The organism is Roseateles sp. (assembly GCF_036404855.1).
Classification (GTDB): domain Bacteria; phylum Pseudomonadota; class Gammaproteobacteria; order Burkholderiales; family Burkholderiaceae_C; genus Pelomonas.
Genome location: NZ_DASWYS010000275.1, coordinates 30,121 through 44,870, shown reverse-complemented (window position 1 = coordinate 44,870; position 14,750 = coordinate 30,121). Strand labels below are relative to the sequence as shown.

General features: G+C 68.4%; 11 protein-coding genes. 10 read left to right on the top strand and 1 reads right to left on the bottom strand.

The annotated features are described in order from the left end of the window. Positions 1–100: 100 nt before the first annotated feature. The 5 genes from VGF12_RS18220 to VGF12_RS18200 all read left to right on the top strand — a co-directional run bounded on the left by VGF12_RS18220 (position 101) and on the right by VGF12_RS18200 (position 8,480). Positions 101–1,879, top strand: coding sequence for an FAD-dependent oxidoreductase (locus VGF12_RS18220; RefSeq protein WP_331177464.1), 1,779 nt, complete (start codon positions 101–103; stop codon positions 1,877–1,879). Then, positions 1,876–3,711: a 2-oxoacid:acceptor oxidoreductase subunit alpha gene (locus tag VGF12_RS18215; RefSeq protein WP_331177463.1), complete on the top strand. Its 1,836-nt coding sequence runs from the start codon at positions 1,876–1,878 to the stop codon at positions 3,709–3,711. The genes VGF12_RS18220 and VGF12_RS18215 overlap by 4 nt, the downstream gene beginning before the upstream one ends. Beyond that, complete coding sequence (locus tag VGF12_RS18210) at positions 3,708–4,760, top strand: 2-oxoacid:ferredoxin oxidoreductase subunit beta (RefSeq protein ID WP_331177462.1); 1,053 nt, start codon at positions 3,708–3,710, stop codon at positions 4,758–4,760. The genes VGF12_RS18215 and VGF12_RS18210 overlap by 4 nt, the downstream gene beginning before the upstream one ends. A 9-nt stretch (positions 4,761–4,769) precedes the next feature. Continuing rightward, positions 4,770–5,261, top strand: a complete 492-nt coding sequence (locus tag VGF12_RS18205; RefSeq protein WP_331177461.1) for a hypothetical protein — start codon at positions 4,770–4,772, stop codon at positions 5,259–5,261. A gap of 144 nt (positions 5,262–5,405) precedes the next feature. Next, a complete protein-coding gene (locus tag VGF12_RS18200) occupies positions 5,406–8,480 on the top strand; it encodes a diguanylate cyclase (RefSeq protein ID WP_331177460.1) in 3,075 nt (1,024 codons plus the stop codon). Here VGF12_RS18200 and VGF12_RS18195 read toward each other — a convergent pair. Then, complete coding sequence (locus tag VGF12_RS18195; RefSeq protein WP_331177459.1) at positions 8,464–9,090, bottom strand: hemerythrin domain-containing protein; 627 nt, start codon at positions 9,088–9,090, stop codon at positions 8,464–8,466. The genes VGF12_RS18200 and VGF12_RS18195 overlap by 17 nt on opposite strands. 112 nt (positions 9,091–9,202) lie before the next feature. Between VGF12_RS18195 and tkt the strand changes: the two genes are divergently transcribed. From tkt to gap, 5 genes are all read left to right on the top strand, one after another. Then, positions 9,203–11,218 carry a transketolase gene (tkt, locus tag VGF12_RS18190; protein WP_331177458.1) on the top strand — a complete coding sequence of 672 codons (2,016 nt, stop codon included), beginning with the start codon at positions 9,203–9,205 and terminating at the stop codon, positions 11,216–11,218. 91 nt (positions 11,219–11,309) lie between these two features. After that, positions 11,310–12,308: a hypothetical protein gene (locus VGF12_RS18185; RefSeq protein ID WP_331177457.1), complete on the top strand. Its 999-nt coding sequence runs from the start codon at positions 11,310–11,312 to the stop codon at positions 12,306–12,308. 16 nt (positions 12,309–12,324) lie between these two features. Next, a complete protein-coding gene (locus VGF12_RS18180; RefSeq protein WP_331177456.1) occupies positions 12,325–12,528 on the top strand; it encodes a hypothetical protein in 204 nt (67 codons plus the stop codon). Positions 12,529–12,585: 57 nt separating this feature from the next. Beyond that, the gene (locus VGF12_RS18175) at positions 12,586–13,587 is read left to right on the top strand and encodes a hypothetical protein (RefSeq protein WP_331177455.1); all 1,002 of its coding nucleotides are present in this window, start codon (positions 12,586–12,588) and stop codon (positions 13,585–13,587) included. Between the two features lie 102 nt (positions 13,588–13,689). Next, a complete protein-coding gene (gene gap, locus VGF12_RS18170; protein WP_331177454.1) occupies positions 13,690–14,688 on the top strand; it encodes a type I glyceraldehyde-3-phosphate dehydrogenase in 999 nt (332 codons plus the stop codon). Positions 14,689–14,750: the final 62 nt, after the last annotated feature.

The window sequence follows — 14,750 nt, the reverse complement described above, 5'->3', positions numbered from 1 at the left end:
GCGGCTGCCGCCCACGCGGCTGCAAAGGGTTTCCACAGAGACGGGTGATCGGCCGTCGGCCTAGACTGGCCCGACAAATCGCACCACGGAGGAGACGCCCGTGCAGCGGACCGACATCTCGGACCCGGCCTATTTCCACAAGGTCGTAGATTGCCAATGGGCCTGTCCGGCGCACACGCCGGTGCCCGAGTACATCCGGCTCATCGCCCAGGGCCGGCATGACGAGGCCTACTGGGTCAACTGGGTCAGCAACGTCTTTCCCGGCGTGCTGGGTCGAACCTGCGACCGACCCTGCGAGCCGGCCTGCCGGCGCGGCCGCGTCGAGGAACAGCAGGCCGCCAAGCCCGAGCCCGTCGCGATCTGCCGCTTGAAGCGGGTGGCGGCGGACAGCAAGACCGACGAGTTCCGCGCCATGCTCCCCAAGCCCGCCGCCCGCAACGGCAGGCGGGTGGCCTGCGTGGGGGCGGGGCCGGCGTCGCTGGCGGTGGCGCGCGACCTGGCGCTGGAGGGCTATGCCGTCACCGTCTTTGACGGCGAGGCCAAGCCCGGCGGCTTCATCCGCACGCAGATTCCCCGCTTTCGGCTGCCGGAACGCGTCATCGACGAGGAGTGCGGCTACATCCTGGGCCTGGGCGTCGAGTGGCGTGCCGGGCAGCGCATCGCCTCCATGAAGGCGATGCTGGCCGACGGCTGGGATGCCGTGTTCGTCGGCTGCGGCGCACCGCGAGGGCGAGACCTGCAACTGCCCGGGCGGCAGGAGGCCGCGGGGCGCATCCACATCGGCATCGACTGGCTGTCCAGCGTCAGCTTCGGCCACGTGACGGCGGTGCAGCCGCGCGTCATCGTGCTGGGCGGCGGCAACACGGCCATGGACTGCTGCCGTTCGGCGCGGCGACTGGGGGCCAGCAGCGTGACGGTGGCCGTGCGCAGCGGCTATGCGCAGATGAAGGCATCCCCCTGGGAGAAGGAAGACGCCGAGCACGAAGGCATCCCCATCCTCGACTTCCATGTGCCGCTGGCTTTCGAGCACGTCGACGGCAGGCTGACCGGCATGCGTTTCAAGAAGGCGCAGACGGGCGATGAAATCGTCATCCCTTGCGACGAGGTGCTGATCGCCGTCGGGCAGGAAAACGCCTTCCCGTGGATCGAGCGCGATGCGGGCATCGCCTTCGGCGAGAACGGGCTGCCGGAGCTGGACGGGCAGAGCTTTCAGTCCACGCTGCCCCACGTCTTCTTCGGCGGCGACGCCGCCTTCGGGCCCAAGAACATCATCACGGCCGTGGCCCACGGCCATGAGGCGGCCGTCTCCATCGACCGGCTGTTGCATGGCGAAGACCCGCGCCAGCGGCCCGCGCCCCATGTGAACCTCGTGTCGCAGAAGATGGGCATTCACGAGTGGAGCTACGACAACGCCATCACGCTGGACCTGCGCAGCAAGGTGCCCTGGGCCGCGGCCGAGAAGGCGCTGGCCAGCATCAAGGTGGAGGTGGAGCTGGGCTTCGATGCCAAGACCGCGTTGAAGGAGGCGCAGCGCTGCCTGAACTGCGACGTGCAGACCGTGTTCGCGCCCAAGCTGTGCATCGAGTGCGATGCCTGCGTCGACATCTGCCCGATGGACTGCATCACGTTCACGGACGATGGGCCGGATCTGCGCGAGCGGCTCAAGGCGCCGGCGCTGAACCTGATGCAGGACATCTATGTGGAGGGTGGCCTGAAGACCGGGCGCGTGATGGCCAAGGACGAGGACGTCTGCCTGCATTGCGGCCTGTGCGCCGAACGATGTCCCACCGGGGCCTGGGACATGCAGAAATTCCTGCTGGTCACGGCCAAGGCCGGCGCCGGCTGCCGCGACGTCGCAGCCCGCAAGGAGGTCGCATGAGTCGCATCGAGGCCGTCAACGACTTCGTCGTCAAGTTCGCCAACGTCAACGGCTCGGGCTCGGCGTCGGCGAACGAGCTGTTCGCGCGGGCCATCCTTCGCATGGGCGTGCCTGTCAGCCCGCGCAATATCTTCCCGAGCAACATCCAGGGTCTGCCGACCTGGTACGAGGTGCGCGTCTGCGAGGCGGGCTGGCTGGGCCGGCGCGGCGGCGTGGACCTGATGGTGGCTATGAACCCACAGACCTGGGCCCAGGACGTGGCCGAGATCCAGCCTGGCGGCTATCTGTTCTACGACTCCACCAAGCCCATGCCGGCCAGCGCCTTCCGTGCGGACATCCACGTGATCGGCATGCCGGCCACGGCCATCTGCAACGCCACCTACGACGTGCCGCGCGAGCGCACGCTGTTCAAGAACATCCTCGTGCTGGGCGCGCTCAGCGAGCTGATGGGCATCGAGGCCGCCGTCATCGAGAGGCTCTTCGCGGAGCAGTACAAGGGCAAGGAGCGGTTGCTGGACTCCAACGTGCGCGCGCTGCACGCCGGCCGCGAGTTCGCGCGCGACCACCTTTCGGTGCAGCCCTTCGGATTGAAGGTGAAGAAGGCCGACGCCGTGGGCGACAAGGTCTTCCTGGAAGGCAATGCCGCGACGGCGCTGGGCTGCGTGTATGGCGGGGCTACCGTCTGCGCCTGGTATCCGATCACGCCCTCATCGTCGGTGGCCGAGGCTTTCGAGAAATACGCATCCAAGTTTCGCGTCGACGCCGGGACGGGCGAGAAGCGCTACGCCATCGTTCAGGCCGAGGACGAGATCGCCTCCATCGGCATCATCACCGGCGCCGGCTGGAACGGCGCGCGGGCCTTCACGGCCACCTCCGGCCCCGGCGTGTCGCTGATGACCGAGTTTCTGGGGCTGGCCTATTTCGCGGAGATCCCCTTTGTCGTCATCGACGTGCAGCGCGGCGGCCCGAGCACCGGCATGCCCACGCGCACGCAGCAGGCCGACCTGCTCAGCAGCGCCTATGCGTCTCACGGCGACACGCAGCATGTGCTGCTGCTGCCCGAGGACCCGCGCGAGTGCTTCGAGTTCGCGGCCACGGCGCTGGACCTTGCCGAGCGGCTGCAGACGCCGGTGTTCCTGATGAGCGACCTCGACATCGGCATGAACCAGCGCCTGTGCGCGCCGTTGGCCTGGGACGACGAGCGCCGCTACGACCGCGGCAAGGTCATGACGGCCGAGCAGCTCGAGGCCGGCACGCCCTTCGCGCGCTACAAGGACGTCGACGGCGATGGCATCCCCTGGCGCACGCTGCCGGGCACGCATCCGAGCCTCGGTGCCTACTTCACGCGCGGCACGACGCGTAACGAGGCGGCCATCTACTCCGAGCGTGGCGACGACTACATCCGCAACGTGGAGCGCCTGCGCACCAAGTTCGCCACCGCGGCACTGCTGGCACCCCAGCCGTTGGTACGGGCAGCCGCGCAGAAGACGCGCGTCGCCGTGATGTACTTCGGATCCACCTCGCCAGCCATGGACGAGGCGCTGGCCGCGCTGGCCGAGGCCAGCATCCACATCGACGCGATGCGGCTGCGTGCCTACCCCTTCCCGCCCGCCGTGGCCGAGTTCATCGCCGCCCACGACACGGTCTTTGTCGTCGAGCAGAACCGGGACGCGCAGATGCGCCGCCTGCTCGTCAACGAGCTGGAGGTCGCGCCGGCGCGGCTCACGCCGGTGCTGCACTTCGATGGCACGCCCATCACGGCCCGCTTCATCACCGACGCGATCACACGGCACGTGCACGCGTTGGCCACCGCCCCGAGGAGCGCGGCATGACCTACCTCGCCAAGCCCAGGCTCCACCACCCCAGCCTGACCAAGAACCAGGTCGGCTACACGCGGCGCGACTACGAGGGCAAGGTCTCCACGCTGTGCGCCGGCTGCGGGCACGACTCCATCTCCGGCGCCATCGTGCAGGCCTGCTGGCAGCTCGACATCGAGCCGCATCGCGTGGCCAAGCTCAGCGGCATCGGCTGCTCCAGCAAGACGCCCGACTATTTCCTCGGCGCCAGCCACGGCTTCAATACCGTGCACGGTCGCATGCCCAGCGTGCTGACCGGCGCCTACCTGGCCAACCGCGAGCTGCTGTACCTGGGCATCTCGGGCGATGGGGACTCGGCCTCGATCGGACTGGGCCAATTCGCGCACGCGATGCGCCGCGGCGTGCGCATGGTCTACATCGTCGAGAACAACGGCGTCTACGGCCTCACCAAAGGCCAGTTCAGCGCGACGGCCGACAAGGGATCGGTCGCGAAGAAGGGGGCCACCAACAACGACACCGCCATTGACCTGGCGGCGCTGGCGCTGCAACTGGGTGCCAGTTTCGTCGCGCGCAGCTTCTCGGGCGACAAGACCCAGCTCGTGCCCCTCATCGAGGCGGCCATCCGCCATGGCGGCGCGGCCTTCATCGATGTCATCAGTCCCTGCGTGGCCTTCAACAACCACGCCGGTTCCACGCGCAGCTACGACCATGTGCGCGAGCACAACGAGGCGCTCAACCGCATCGACTTCATCGACCTTGCGGCCGAGCAGATCGAGCCTGACTCGCCCGACGTCATCGACGTGCCCCAGGCCGACGGCACGACGCTGCGCCTGCGCAAGGTCGCCGCCGACTACGACCCCACCGACCGGCTCGCCGCGATGAGCGCGATGCAGTTGCGCGCCGCGGCCGGCGAGATCGCCACGGGCCTGCTCTACGTCGATCCGGCGGCCAAGGACTGGCACGCGGCCCAGCGCACTGCGGCGCAGGCGTTGAACAGCTTTGGTGAAAAAGAACTCTGCCCCGGCGCGGCGGGACTGGCAAAGATCAACGCCAGCCTGAGATGATCCGGGGCCATGCGCCCATCCCATCTCAGCCTCCTTGCCGCCGCTCTGCTGCTGGCCGCCTGCGCCAGCTCCAGCCAGGACAAGGTCACCAACGCCGCCACGACCCCGCTCTCCGACCTCAATGTCGTCCGCGCCGACATCCCCGACGTGCTCAAGGCCGCCGCCGCCGCGCCCTATGCCGTGCCGGCGGACGCGAGCTGTGGCGGCCTTGCCGCGGGCATCCGCTCGCTGGATGAGGTCCTCGGCCCCGACATCGACGCGCCCGCGACCGCCGGCAATGCCGGGTTGCTGGAGCGTGGCGAGGATGCGGCCACCGGGGCGCTGCAACGCACGGCCGAAGGCGTCATTCCGTTCCGTGGCTGGGTGCGCAAGCTGACCGGTGCCGAGCGCTACGCCCGCCAGGTCAGTGCCGCCATCACGGCCGGCGGCGTGAGGCGCGGCTTCCTGCGCGGACTCGCGGCCGCGAAGGCCTGCACGGCGGCGCCGGCGAAGTCGGTCTAGTCGCCGGGCATACCCGAGTTGGCGGCCCGCGGAGGCGGGGCGCCAACCCGGCCATCAGTTGCATGCCGAGGCGATCGGACCAGTCGCTCGTCGTGACATGTGCGGCTGCTAGGCTGCGCCCCTCCCAGAAAAACAAGAGCGCCGATGCGCATCCTGACTGCCCTGCTTCTGCTGTTTCTCGGCCTGTTCCCGTTGGTGGCCAGGGCCGAGCTTGATCCGATGGCCGAACCGCGCTTTGTCACGGCGGGCGGCAGCACGGCCATCGTCGATGGCATCGTCGCGGCGCTCGCCCAGGACGATCGCGGGCTGATCTGGGTGGGCACCAGCGTCGGCCTGGTGCGATACGACGGTTACCAGACGCGCGCCTTCCCGATGACGGAGATGGGCGCTTCCGGCAGCCGGGCGAACCGTTTCCTGCGCGTGCTGCTGGCGGACCGGGGCGGCGTGCTCTGGGCCGGCAGCGCCAGCGAGGGCCTGGCCCGCTTCGACACGCTGACCGAACGGTGGACCTTCCTGCACCATGACCCGGCCGTGCCCGGCTCGATCACGCCAGGCGCTGTGCAGCGCCTGGCGCGTGCCCACGACGGCCGCATCTGGGTCGGCCTGCTGGGCGGGCTGGATCGGCTGGACCCGACCACCGGCAGCTTCGAGCATTTCCGTGCTGGCGACGCCAGCGGCCTGCCCGACGATCGCATCGGCGCGCTGTTGGTGGACCGCGAGGGGGACCTCTGGGTAGGGACCGGCCATGGCCTGGCGCGGCTGCGCGCTGGCGGACAGCGCTTCGAGCCCATCGAAGGGGGATGGGCCGTCAATGCGCTGGCCCAGGGCGTCGACGGCCGCATCTGGGTCGGCACGCGTGACGGCCGGCTGCTGCTGCTGGACCGCGAGGCGCGCGTCGCACCGCAGTCGCTGCAGGCTGGGGAGGGGACCCGGCCCTCGCCGGTCCTGAGCCTGCTTGGCCCCGCCGAGGGCAGCGGTGACGGCGAGGTCTGGGTCGGGCGAGTCACCGGTGTCGAGCTGCGTGCCGCCGACGGGCGCCTGCTGCAACTGCTCAAGCGCAACCAGCGCCGCCCCTGGACGCTTGGCGGCACCGACTTCCATGCGCTGCTACGCGACCGTGCCGGCACGCTGTGGGTGGGGGGCTACGGTGGCGGCCTGCAGCGCTACGACCCCGAGAGCAAGGGCATGTGGGTGCGCCGCCAGGACGACGACCCCGCCAGCCCGCTGGCGGACACCGACGTGCGCAGCGTGCTTCAGCTGGGCAGCGGCGAAATCTGGCTGGGCACGCTGGAACGCGGCATCGCCATCGTCGACCCGCAGTTGCGCCTGGTCGGCGCCATCCGGCCGGACACCCGGTTCAGCGGATTGATCGCCGCGCTGGCCCAGGCAAAGGACGGCACGGTCTGGGCCGGCACCGAGGGCGGTCAGCTGTACCGATTCGATGCACATCGGCGCCTGGTCGAAGTGCGCTCCACCATCCAGTCGCGCGTGCGCCGGCTGCTCACCGACCGCGACGGAACGCTGTGGGTGGGCACCTCCGATGGCCTGTACCGCCTGGCGCCCGGCGCGGCCGAGCTGGAGCGGCTGCCGCTGGCGGGAGGCAAGCGCCTGGGCGGCAACGTCAACGCCCTGGGTCAGGCCGCCGATGGTGGTCTCTGGGTGGGAGCCGAGGCGGGCCTGTTCCAGCTGGTCAACGGCACGCTGCGCCCGGCCGGCGGCGGCTTGCCGCAGGAGGGCGTGCTGGGCCTGCTGATCGACGCCCGCGGCGTGCTGTGGGTGGACCTCAGCACCGGCCTGTTCCGCCGTGCGCCGGGCGCGGACTTTGAGCGCGTGGGGGAGCCGGGGCGCAGTTTCGGCGCCAATCTGCTGGCCGATGCCAAGGGCCGCGTCTGGACGCACCGGGGCATGTACGACCCGGGCACGCGGGTCGTCACCGAGTTCGGTCGCATTGACGGTGTGGACATCGGGACCGGCTGGTTCCGCGCCTATGGCGAGCTGGCCGACGGCCGCATGCTGTTCGGCGGCAGCACCGGTCTGCTGGTTGTGGAGCCTGAGCGCTTTCGCCGCTGGGCCTTCCGGCCGCCCGTCGTGGCGACCGGGCTGCGCATCGACGGCGGCAGCCAGCCGGCCGGCCAACTGCGCGAGGGCTTGACGCTGGCGGCCCGTCAGCGCGCTTTTTCGGTGGAGTTCGCCGCGCTGGACTACAGCGCGCCGGCCGAGAACCTCTACCGCTACCGGCTGCAGGGCTATGACGAGGACTGGATTTCGACCGGCGCGGAGCTGCGCGTCGCCAGCTATGCCAACCTGGCGCCCGGCCGCTACACGCTGGAGGTGCAGGGCAGCAACCGCCTGGGCGACTGGACCGACGAGCCGCTGCGCATCGACGTCGACGTGCAGCCAGCCTGGTGGCAGGCCTGGTGGACGCGCACGCTGGCCGTGCTGCTGGCCGTGCTGGGCATCTATGGCCTGGTGCAGTGGCGCACGCGCGAGCTGGAGCGACGCCAGGTCGAGCTGGAGCGGCGCGTGCAGGAACGCACGGCCGAGCTGGAAGCGCTGTCCGAGGCGCTGAAGGAGTCCAGCCTCAGCGACCCACTGACCGGCCTGCACAACCGGCGTTACCTGACCCAGCACATCGATGCCGATGTCGCCGTCGCGCTGCGCCGCCATGCGGCGGGCGTGGTGCGCTCGGACAACGCCGACCTGGTGTTCATGCTGGTGGATGTGGACCACTTCAAGCACGTCAACGACCGCCACGGCCACTCGGCCGGCGATGCAGTGCTGGTGCAGATGCGCCAGCGGCTGCGCGAGGTCTGCCGCGACAGCGACCACATCGTGCGCTGGGGCGGCGAGGAGTTCCTCGTTGTGGCCCGTGACGGCTCGCGCGAGCATGCGGCGGACCTGGCCGAGCGGCTGCGCCGCGCCGTGGCCGGCCGACCGTTCGAGCTGCCCGACGGCCAACAGCTGACGCGCACCTGCTCGATCGGCTTTGCCTGCTTCCCGCTGGCGCCGGCCCATCCGCAGGCCCTGGACTGGAGCGCCGTCATCGACGTCGCCGACGCCGCGCTCTACGAAGCCAAGCGCAGCGGCCGCGATCGCTGGGTGGGTGTGCTGGCCGCCGACCCGGACCTCGATGCTGACGCGCTGCGCGAGCTGTTCACCCGCCCGCCGGCACAGTGGATGGCCAGCGAGCGACTGCGGGTGCTCAGGGGCGAGGGCTGATGTCGGGCAGCGCCGGCCCCCAGCCCAGCGGCGCCGGCAATGCCGCCAGGATGCGCTGGCGCAGCGGCGCGTAGGCCTCGTCCACCGGCTGGCCCGCGCGTGGCGCGAGCGGGTCCCGGTGGCTGCCGAAGGCCTCGTCGAGCTCCACCCAGTCCTCGGCGCTGAAGGCCGCCGCCGCGCGCGGCAGGATCTCGGTCTCCTCGCGCTTCATGTGGTTCAGATAGCGGGCCGTGTAGACCTTGAGCTGATGTTCGAACTTCTCGCGCCGGACCTCGCCCATCTGCTCCCAGGCCAGCAGCGTGTGCTGCAGCTCGCGGATGGCACGCTCGCCCTGGGCGTGGTCGGCATCCAGGTCGTCCAGCACGTCGCGCAGCTCCGGTGCCAGCGCGCGCAGCTTGGGGAACAGCAGCTCGCTTTCTTTTTTGTGATGCAAGCGTTCCGGAAATTCGTCGACATAGAACAGCATGGCCCGCAACGCGCCGAAGTCGGGCGCCGTGCCGGCGCGGCGCTGCGTGTCCAGCAGCAAGGGCAGGGTGCGCAGCATGGCCGCGAGCGCATCGTGCTCCGCGCGGATGATGCGCACTGCCAGGGGCATGGTCGAGGAAGGCATGGGTCGAGCGTCGCGCTTTGCGGGTCCAGGGGCCTTGCTCTGGATCAAGGCCCGTCCAACCGCCCCCGTAAAATCCCGGGTTTTGCCCCTCAGCCCAAGGAAAGCCCCGGCCATGACTGCAACGACCGCCTCCCCCACTCTCATGGCCAACGCGATCCGCGCCCTCGCGATGGATGCGGTGCAGGCGGCCAACTCGGGCCACCCGGGCGCCCCCATGGGCATGGCGGACATCGGCGTGGCGCTGTGGGCGCGTCATCTGAAGCACAACCCGGCCAACCCGCACTGGGCCGACCGCGACCGCTTCGTGCTCTCCAACGGCCATGGCTCCATGCTGATCTATGCGCTGCTGCACCTGACGGGCTATGACCTGCCCATCGAGGAGCTGCGCAATTTCCGCCAGTTGCACAGCAAGACGCCGGGCCACCCCGAGGTCGGCATCACCGCCGGCGTCGAGACGACGACCGGCCCGCTGGGTCAGGGCGTGACCAACGCCGTGGGCCTGGCCTTGGCCGAGAAGCTGCTGGCGCGCGACTTCAACCGCGACAAGCACGTCATCGTCGATCACCACACCTATGTGTTCCTGGGCGACGGCTGCCTGATGGAAGGCATCAGCCACGAGGCCGCTTCGCTGGCCGCCGCGTGGAAGCTGAACAAGCTGATCGCCATCTACGACGACAACGGCATCTCCATCGACGGCCAGGTCGCGCCCTGGTTCGGCGACGACACGGCCAAGCGCTTCGAGGCCTACGGCTGGAACGTCGTCGGCCCGGTGGACGGCCATGACGTCGGCGCCGTCGACAAGGCCATCGCCAAGGCCAAGAAGAGCGCCGACAAGCCCACGCTCATCGTCGCCAAGACGGCCATCGGCAAGGGCTCGCCCAATCGCGCCAACACGGCCAAGGCCCACGGTGAGCCGCTGGGCGCCGAAGAGATCAAGCTGACGCGCGAGGCGCTGGGCTGGACGCACGAGCCCTTTGCCATTCCGGCCGACGTTTACGCCGCCTGGGACGCCAAGGCTGCTGGTGAGAAGGCCGAAGCCGCCTGGGATGTGCGCTTCGACGCCTATGCCGAAGCCCACCCCGAGCTGGCCGCCGAGTTCCAGCGCCGCATGGCCGGCGTGCTGCCCGCCGACTTTGCGCAAATCGCCGTCGACGCCGTTGTCAAGGCGCACGCCGAGGCGCAGACCGTCGCCAGCCGCAAGGCCAGCCAGCTGGCGCTGGAAGCCTTCACACTGAAACTGCCCGAAATGCTGGGCGGCAGCGCCGACCTGACCGGCTCCAACCTGACCAACACCAGCTCGACGCCGAGCCTGCGCTTCGAGGCCAACGGCACGCCCAACAACGGCCGTCACATCAACTACGGTGTGCGCGAGTTCGGCATGGCCGCCATCATGAACGGCATCGCGCTGCATGGTGGCTTCATTCCCTATGGCGGCACCTTCCTGACCTTCAGCGACTACAGCCGCAACGCCATCCGCATGGCTGCGCTGATGAAGACCCGCGTCATCCACGTGATGACGCACGACTCCATCGGCCTGGGTGAGGATGGCCCGACGCACCAGTCCATCGAGCATGTTGCCAGCCTGCGCCTCATCCCGGGCCTGGACGTCTGGCGTCCGGCCGACACGACCGAGACCGTTGTGGCCTGGACCATGGCCCTCGGGAACGCGCAGCGTCCCAGCCTGCTGGCCCTCAGCCGCCAGAACCTGACCTACTCGCCCAAGACCAACGTCGACGAGATCGCCAAGGGCGCCTACGTGCTGGCCGAGCCCGCGAAGGGCAAGGCCAAGGCCGTCCTCATCGCGACGGGCTCGGAAGTGCAGCTGGCCATGGCCGCCAAGGCGCTGCTGGCCGAGGAGGGCATCAAGGTGCGCGTCGTGTCCATGCCGTCCACCAACGTGTTCGACCGCCAGGACAAGGACTATAAGAAGAGCGTGCTGCCCAAGGGCCTGCCGCGCGTGGCCGTCGAGATGGGCGTGAGCGACTTCTGGTGGAAATACGGCGTGGACGCCGTCGTCGGCATCGACACCTTCGGCGAATCGGCGCCGGCCGGCGTGCTGTTCAAGCATTTCGGCTTCACGCCGGAGAACGTCGCGGCGACCGTCAAGGCCGTGCTGAAGAAGAAATGATGCCTGCCCCGAGGGCGTGAATCTTTCCGCCGGGCGGGCGACGGCGATGCGGCAGACTCCCCCCGGTTCCAACCGCGCGGGAGGCGCATTCATGAAGCTCGTGTCAGTGAGGTGGTGCAGTTGGGTGGTTCTGGCAGGCTTGGCCGGCCTGGCCCAGGCGCAGACCGAGGTGAGCGCCAAGTCCGAGGCGCAGTCCCTGGCATGCCTGGTCAAGCCCTCGGATCCGCCACGCTTTCCGGCCCGCCACAAGCTCGACCACGGCTTTGGCGGGATGCGGGTGATGCTGACGTTCAGCAAGCCGGATGCCGCGCCGCAGGTGGAAGTCCTGTTCAACTCGGCCCGCGAGGACATGCAGGACGAGATGCACCGCTACGTCCGGCAATACCGCCTGCCCTGCCTGACGCCGCAAGACGGTGCAGTCCAGGCGGTGCAGGAGTTCAGCTTCACCAACACCGACCGCGATGCCACGCCGTTGCCCGCCGCGAGTCGCAAGGCGGGCCCGCCCTTCTGCCTGGTCATGCCCCGGCGTGACATGGAGGGGTGGTCCAGCTTCGTGCGCCAGGAGGTCGAGCATGTCGTCGTCACCGCGACATTCACCGGTGATGGCCAGCAGCCGCCCGAGGTCAAGATCATCCATTCCACGGGATCGGCCCGCGCCGAGGCGGCTGTGCGGGCCCGCCTGGCCGAATACCGCATGCCTTGCCGTACTGGCCAGGAGGCGGCGCAGAGTTTCCAGCAGCAGTTCAGTCATTTCCCGGCGGGCCACCGGCGCCACGTCTTCAAACGCGAGGCGTTTGGGCTGACAGAGTTCCTGGGCATGACGCGCGAGCCGCGCCAGCTGAAGGCGCTCTATGACTTCCAGAGCATGGGATGCCCGTTCAAGGTGACCTACAGGGTCTACGGCGGTGCGGTGCCGAACGAGGCCTTGGTCAGGGGACCGAAGGACCCCAACCGGCTGCCGTTCCTGAGCTGGTTGGCGGGGTTGCAGCTGGCGTTCCGCGACGACCGGCAGGCCCGAGACCTGTTCGGCAGCGAACTGCAGATCGACGTTCCCTGCGGACTGCTCGACCTCAAAGGCGAAGCCAGTTGAATCCGGCAGACCTGCAATGTCGGCTTGCTCTGGCAGCCGCAACTTCGCGTTCGACACGGTGAGCTGCCCCTCGCGGCTGCGCTTCGGGCTCGGGCGGCCGGCCTGTGCGAACAACGTCGGCGATACCGGCACGCCCAACCCGAACCGTCGCGGCTTCATCGCCTGGATGGAAGAGCTGGAGCTGGCACTGACTGGCGCGAGCAGTACGAGAGCCTGTTGAGCAGCGAGGCGCTCATCGACGTGCCCAGCGGCACGATCAAACTGGGTTGAGGTGATGATGAAAACGATGACGCAGATTCTCACTCGCCGTGCGGCGGCGCTTTGCATCAGCGTGCTGACTGCCTGGGTCGGCATCGCCCATGCGGCCGATCCTGATGCGGACCCAAGGAGCACGAGGGGGGAACGGCACCTGGCCTGCTTGCAAGCGCCGATGCTGACCGCGTTGGAGGTGCCGGCACCGCCCGATGGATCGCCGCGTTTGCTTCGCGCGCGGCTGACCTTCACGGCCGGCGATGTCGAGCCAACGGTCGAATGGCTCTGGAAGGATGCCCCGGGCGCTGTTGCCCCGCTGGAGCAACAACTTCGGGGCTATCGCATCCCCTGCTTCGAGCCTGGTGGCGGCCCGCAACTGGTGGTGCAGGAGTTCTGGGTGACGCCCGGTACGGGCAAGTTGGAAGTTGGCCAGGTCTGGCCGACGGTCTCTGCGGGGCAGCCATCGTCCTGCTATGTCCGGCTTGAGACGAACTTTGAGGCGAGTCGCCCGCTGCCGAAGATCGCCAAGGCGCTGGTCTACTTTCGATTCGTCGAGGGCCGTGAGGCGCCCGTGATGGAAGTTGCGTATCACGTCGGTCCGCCCGCCTTTCTCCATAGCGTGCGCAGTCAAATCGAGACTTATCGCCGTTGCCCCGATGGGCGAACCACCAGCAGCTGGCATCAGCAACTCTTTACGCACTTGCCAGACACCGCCGGCCAACCGACGTTCAAGCCCATGGAATTTCGGGCTTTCCTGAGCAAGGTCAAGGATGCCGAGAAATTGCGCGCGCATTTCGATCTCAGCACCATGCGCTGCCCGTTTCAGGTGAGATGGACCATGTATCAACCAGCCCTGCCGAACGAGGCAGTCGCGATGGGCGAAATGGACGACAACCGCAAAGTGTTCCTGGGCTGGTTGGGCAGCCTCAGGCTCGACCTGCCGGCCTCAACCGAGGCAGTGACGTTCGGCGAGTCGATGACGATCACTGTTCCTTGTCTGCTGATCAACTTGCAACCGCAGAGATGATGCAAGGCGCCCCGCCGGTGAAATCACGCCGAAACCAGCGCAACTGGTGAATCACCGAGAATCCCGCTCGCGCAGAATTTTTCATCCTTTGGAGACTCTTCCATGACCATCAAGATCGGCATCAACGGCTTCGGGCGTATCGGGCGCATGGTGTTCCGTGCCGCCGTCGCGAATTTCAAGGACATCGAGGTCGTCGCGATCAACGACCTGCTGGAGCCGGACTATCTGGCCTACATGCTCAAGTACGACAGCGTGCACGGCAAGTTCGACGGCGAGGTTTCGGTGGACGGCAACACGCTCGTCGTCAACGGCAAGAAGATCCGCCTGACCGCCGTGAAGGACCCCTCCGAGCTGAAGTGGGCCGAGGTCGGAGCCGATATCGTCGTCGAAGCCACCGGTATCTTCCTGGACAAGGCCGGCGGTGAGAAGCACCTGGCTGCCGGCGCGAAGAAGGTCATCTTCTCGGCCCCCTCGAAGGATGAAACGCCGATGTTCGTGTTCGGCGTGAACCACACCAAGTACGCTGGCGAGGCCATCATCTCCAACGCGTCCTGCACCACCAACTGCCTGGCCCCGCTGGCCAAGGTGCTGAACGACAAGTGGGGCATCAAGCGCGGCCTGATGACCACCGTGCATGCCGCCACCGCCACGCAAAAGACCGTGGACGGCCCCAGCAACAAGGACTGGCGCGGCGGCCGCGGCATCCTGGAGAACATCATCCCCAGCAGCACCGGCGCCGCCAAGGCCGTCGGCAAGGTCATCCCCGAACTGAACAAGAAGCTGACCGGCATGAGCTTCCGCGTGCCGACCAGCGACGTGTCGGTCGTCGACCTGACTGTCGAGCTGCTCAAGGATGCCAGCTACGAAGAGATCTGCGCCGAGTTCAAGGCCCAGAGCCAGGGCGCGCTGAAGGGCGTGCTGGGCTACACCGAAGACAAGGTCGTCGCGACCGACTTCCGCGGTGATGCCCGAACCTCCATCTTCGACGCCGATGCCGGCATCGCACTGGATGGCACCTTCATCAAGCTGGTGTCCTGGTACGACAACGAGTGGGGTTATTCGAACAAGGTCCTGGAAATGGTCCGCGTCGTCAACGGCTGAGCCGCCTGACCCTGCCGCTCAAGGCCGGTCGATCGCAAGGTCGGCCGGCCTTGCTGCTTTCT

Coding starts and splice junctions, on each gene's coding strand:
- VGF12_RS18215 (WP_331177463.1), top strand. CDS start 1,876: ATGAGTCGCATCGAGGCCGTCAACGACTTCGTCGTCAAGTTCGCCAAC.
- VGF12_RS18210 (WP_331177462.1), top strand. CDS start 3,708: ATGACCTACCTCGCCAAGCCCAGGCTCCACCACCCCAGCCTGACCAAG.
- VGF12_RS18205 (WP_331177461.1), top strand. CDS start 4,770: ATGCGCCCATCCCATCTCAGCCTCCTTGCCGCCGCTCTGCTGCTGGCC.
- VGF12_RS18200 (WP_331177460.1), top strand. CDS start 5,406: ATGCGCATCCTGACTGCCCTGCTTCTGCTGTTTCTCGGCCTGTTCCCG.
- VGF12_RS18195 (WP_331177459.1), bottom strand. CDS start 9,090: ATGCCTTCCTCGACCATGCCCCTGGCAGTGCGCATCATCCGCGCGGAG.
- tkt (WP_331177458.1), top strand. CDS start 9,203: ATGACTGCAACGACCGCCTCCCCCACTCTCATGGCCAACGCGATCCGC.
- VGF12_RS18185 (WP_331177457.1), top strand. CDS start 11,310: ATGAAGCTCGTGTCAGTGAGGTGGTGCAGTTGGGTGGTTCTGGCAGGC.
- VGF12_RS18180 (WP_331177456.1), top strand. CDS start 12,325: ATGTCGGCTTGCTCTGGCAGCCGCAACTTCGCGTTCGACACGGTGAGC.
- VGF12_RS18175 (WP_331177455.1), top strand. CDS start 12,586: ATGAAAACGATGACGCAGATTCTCACTCGCCGTGCGGCGGCGCTTTGC.
- gap (WP_331177454.1), top strand. CDS start 13,690: ATGACCATCAAGATCGGCATCAACGGCTTCGGGCGTATCGGGCGCATG.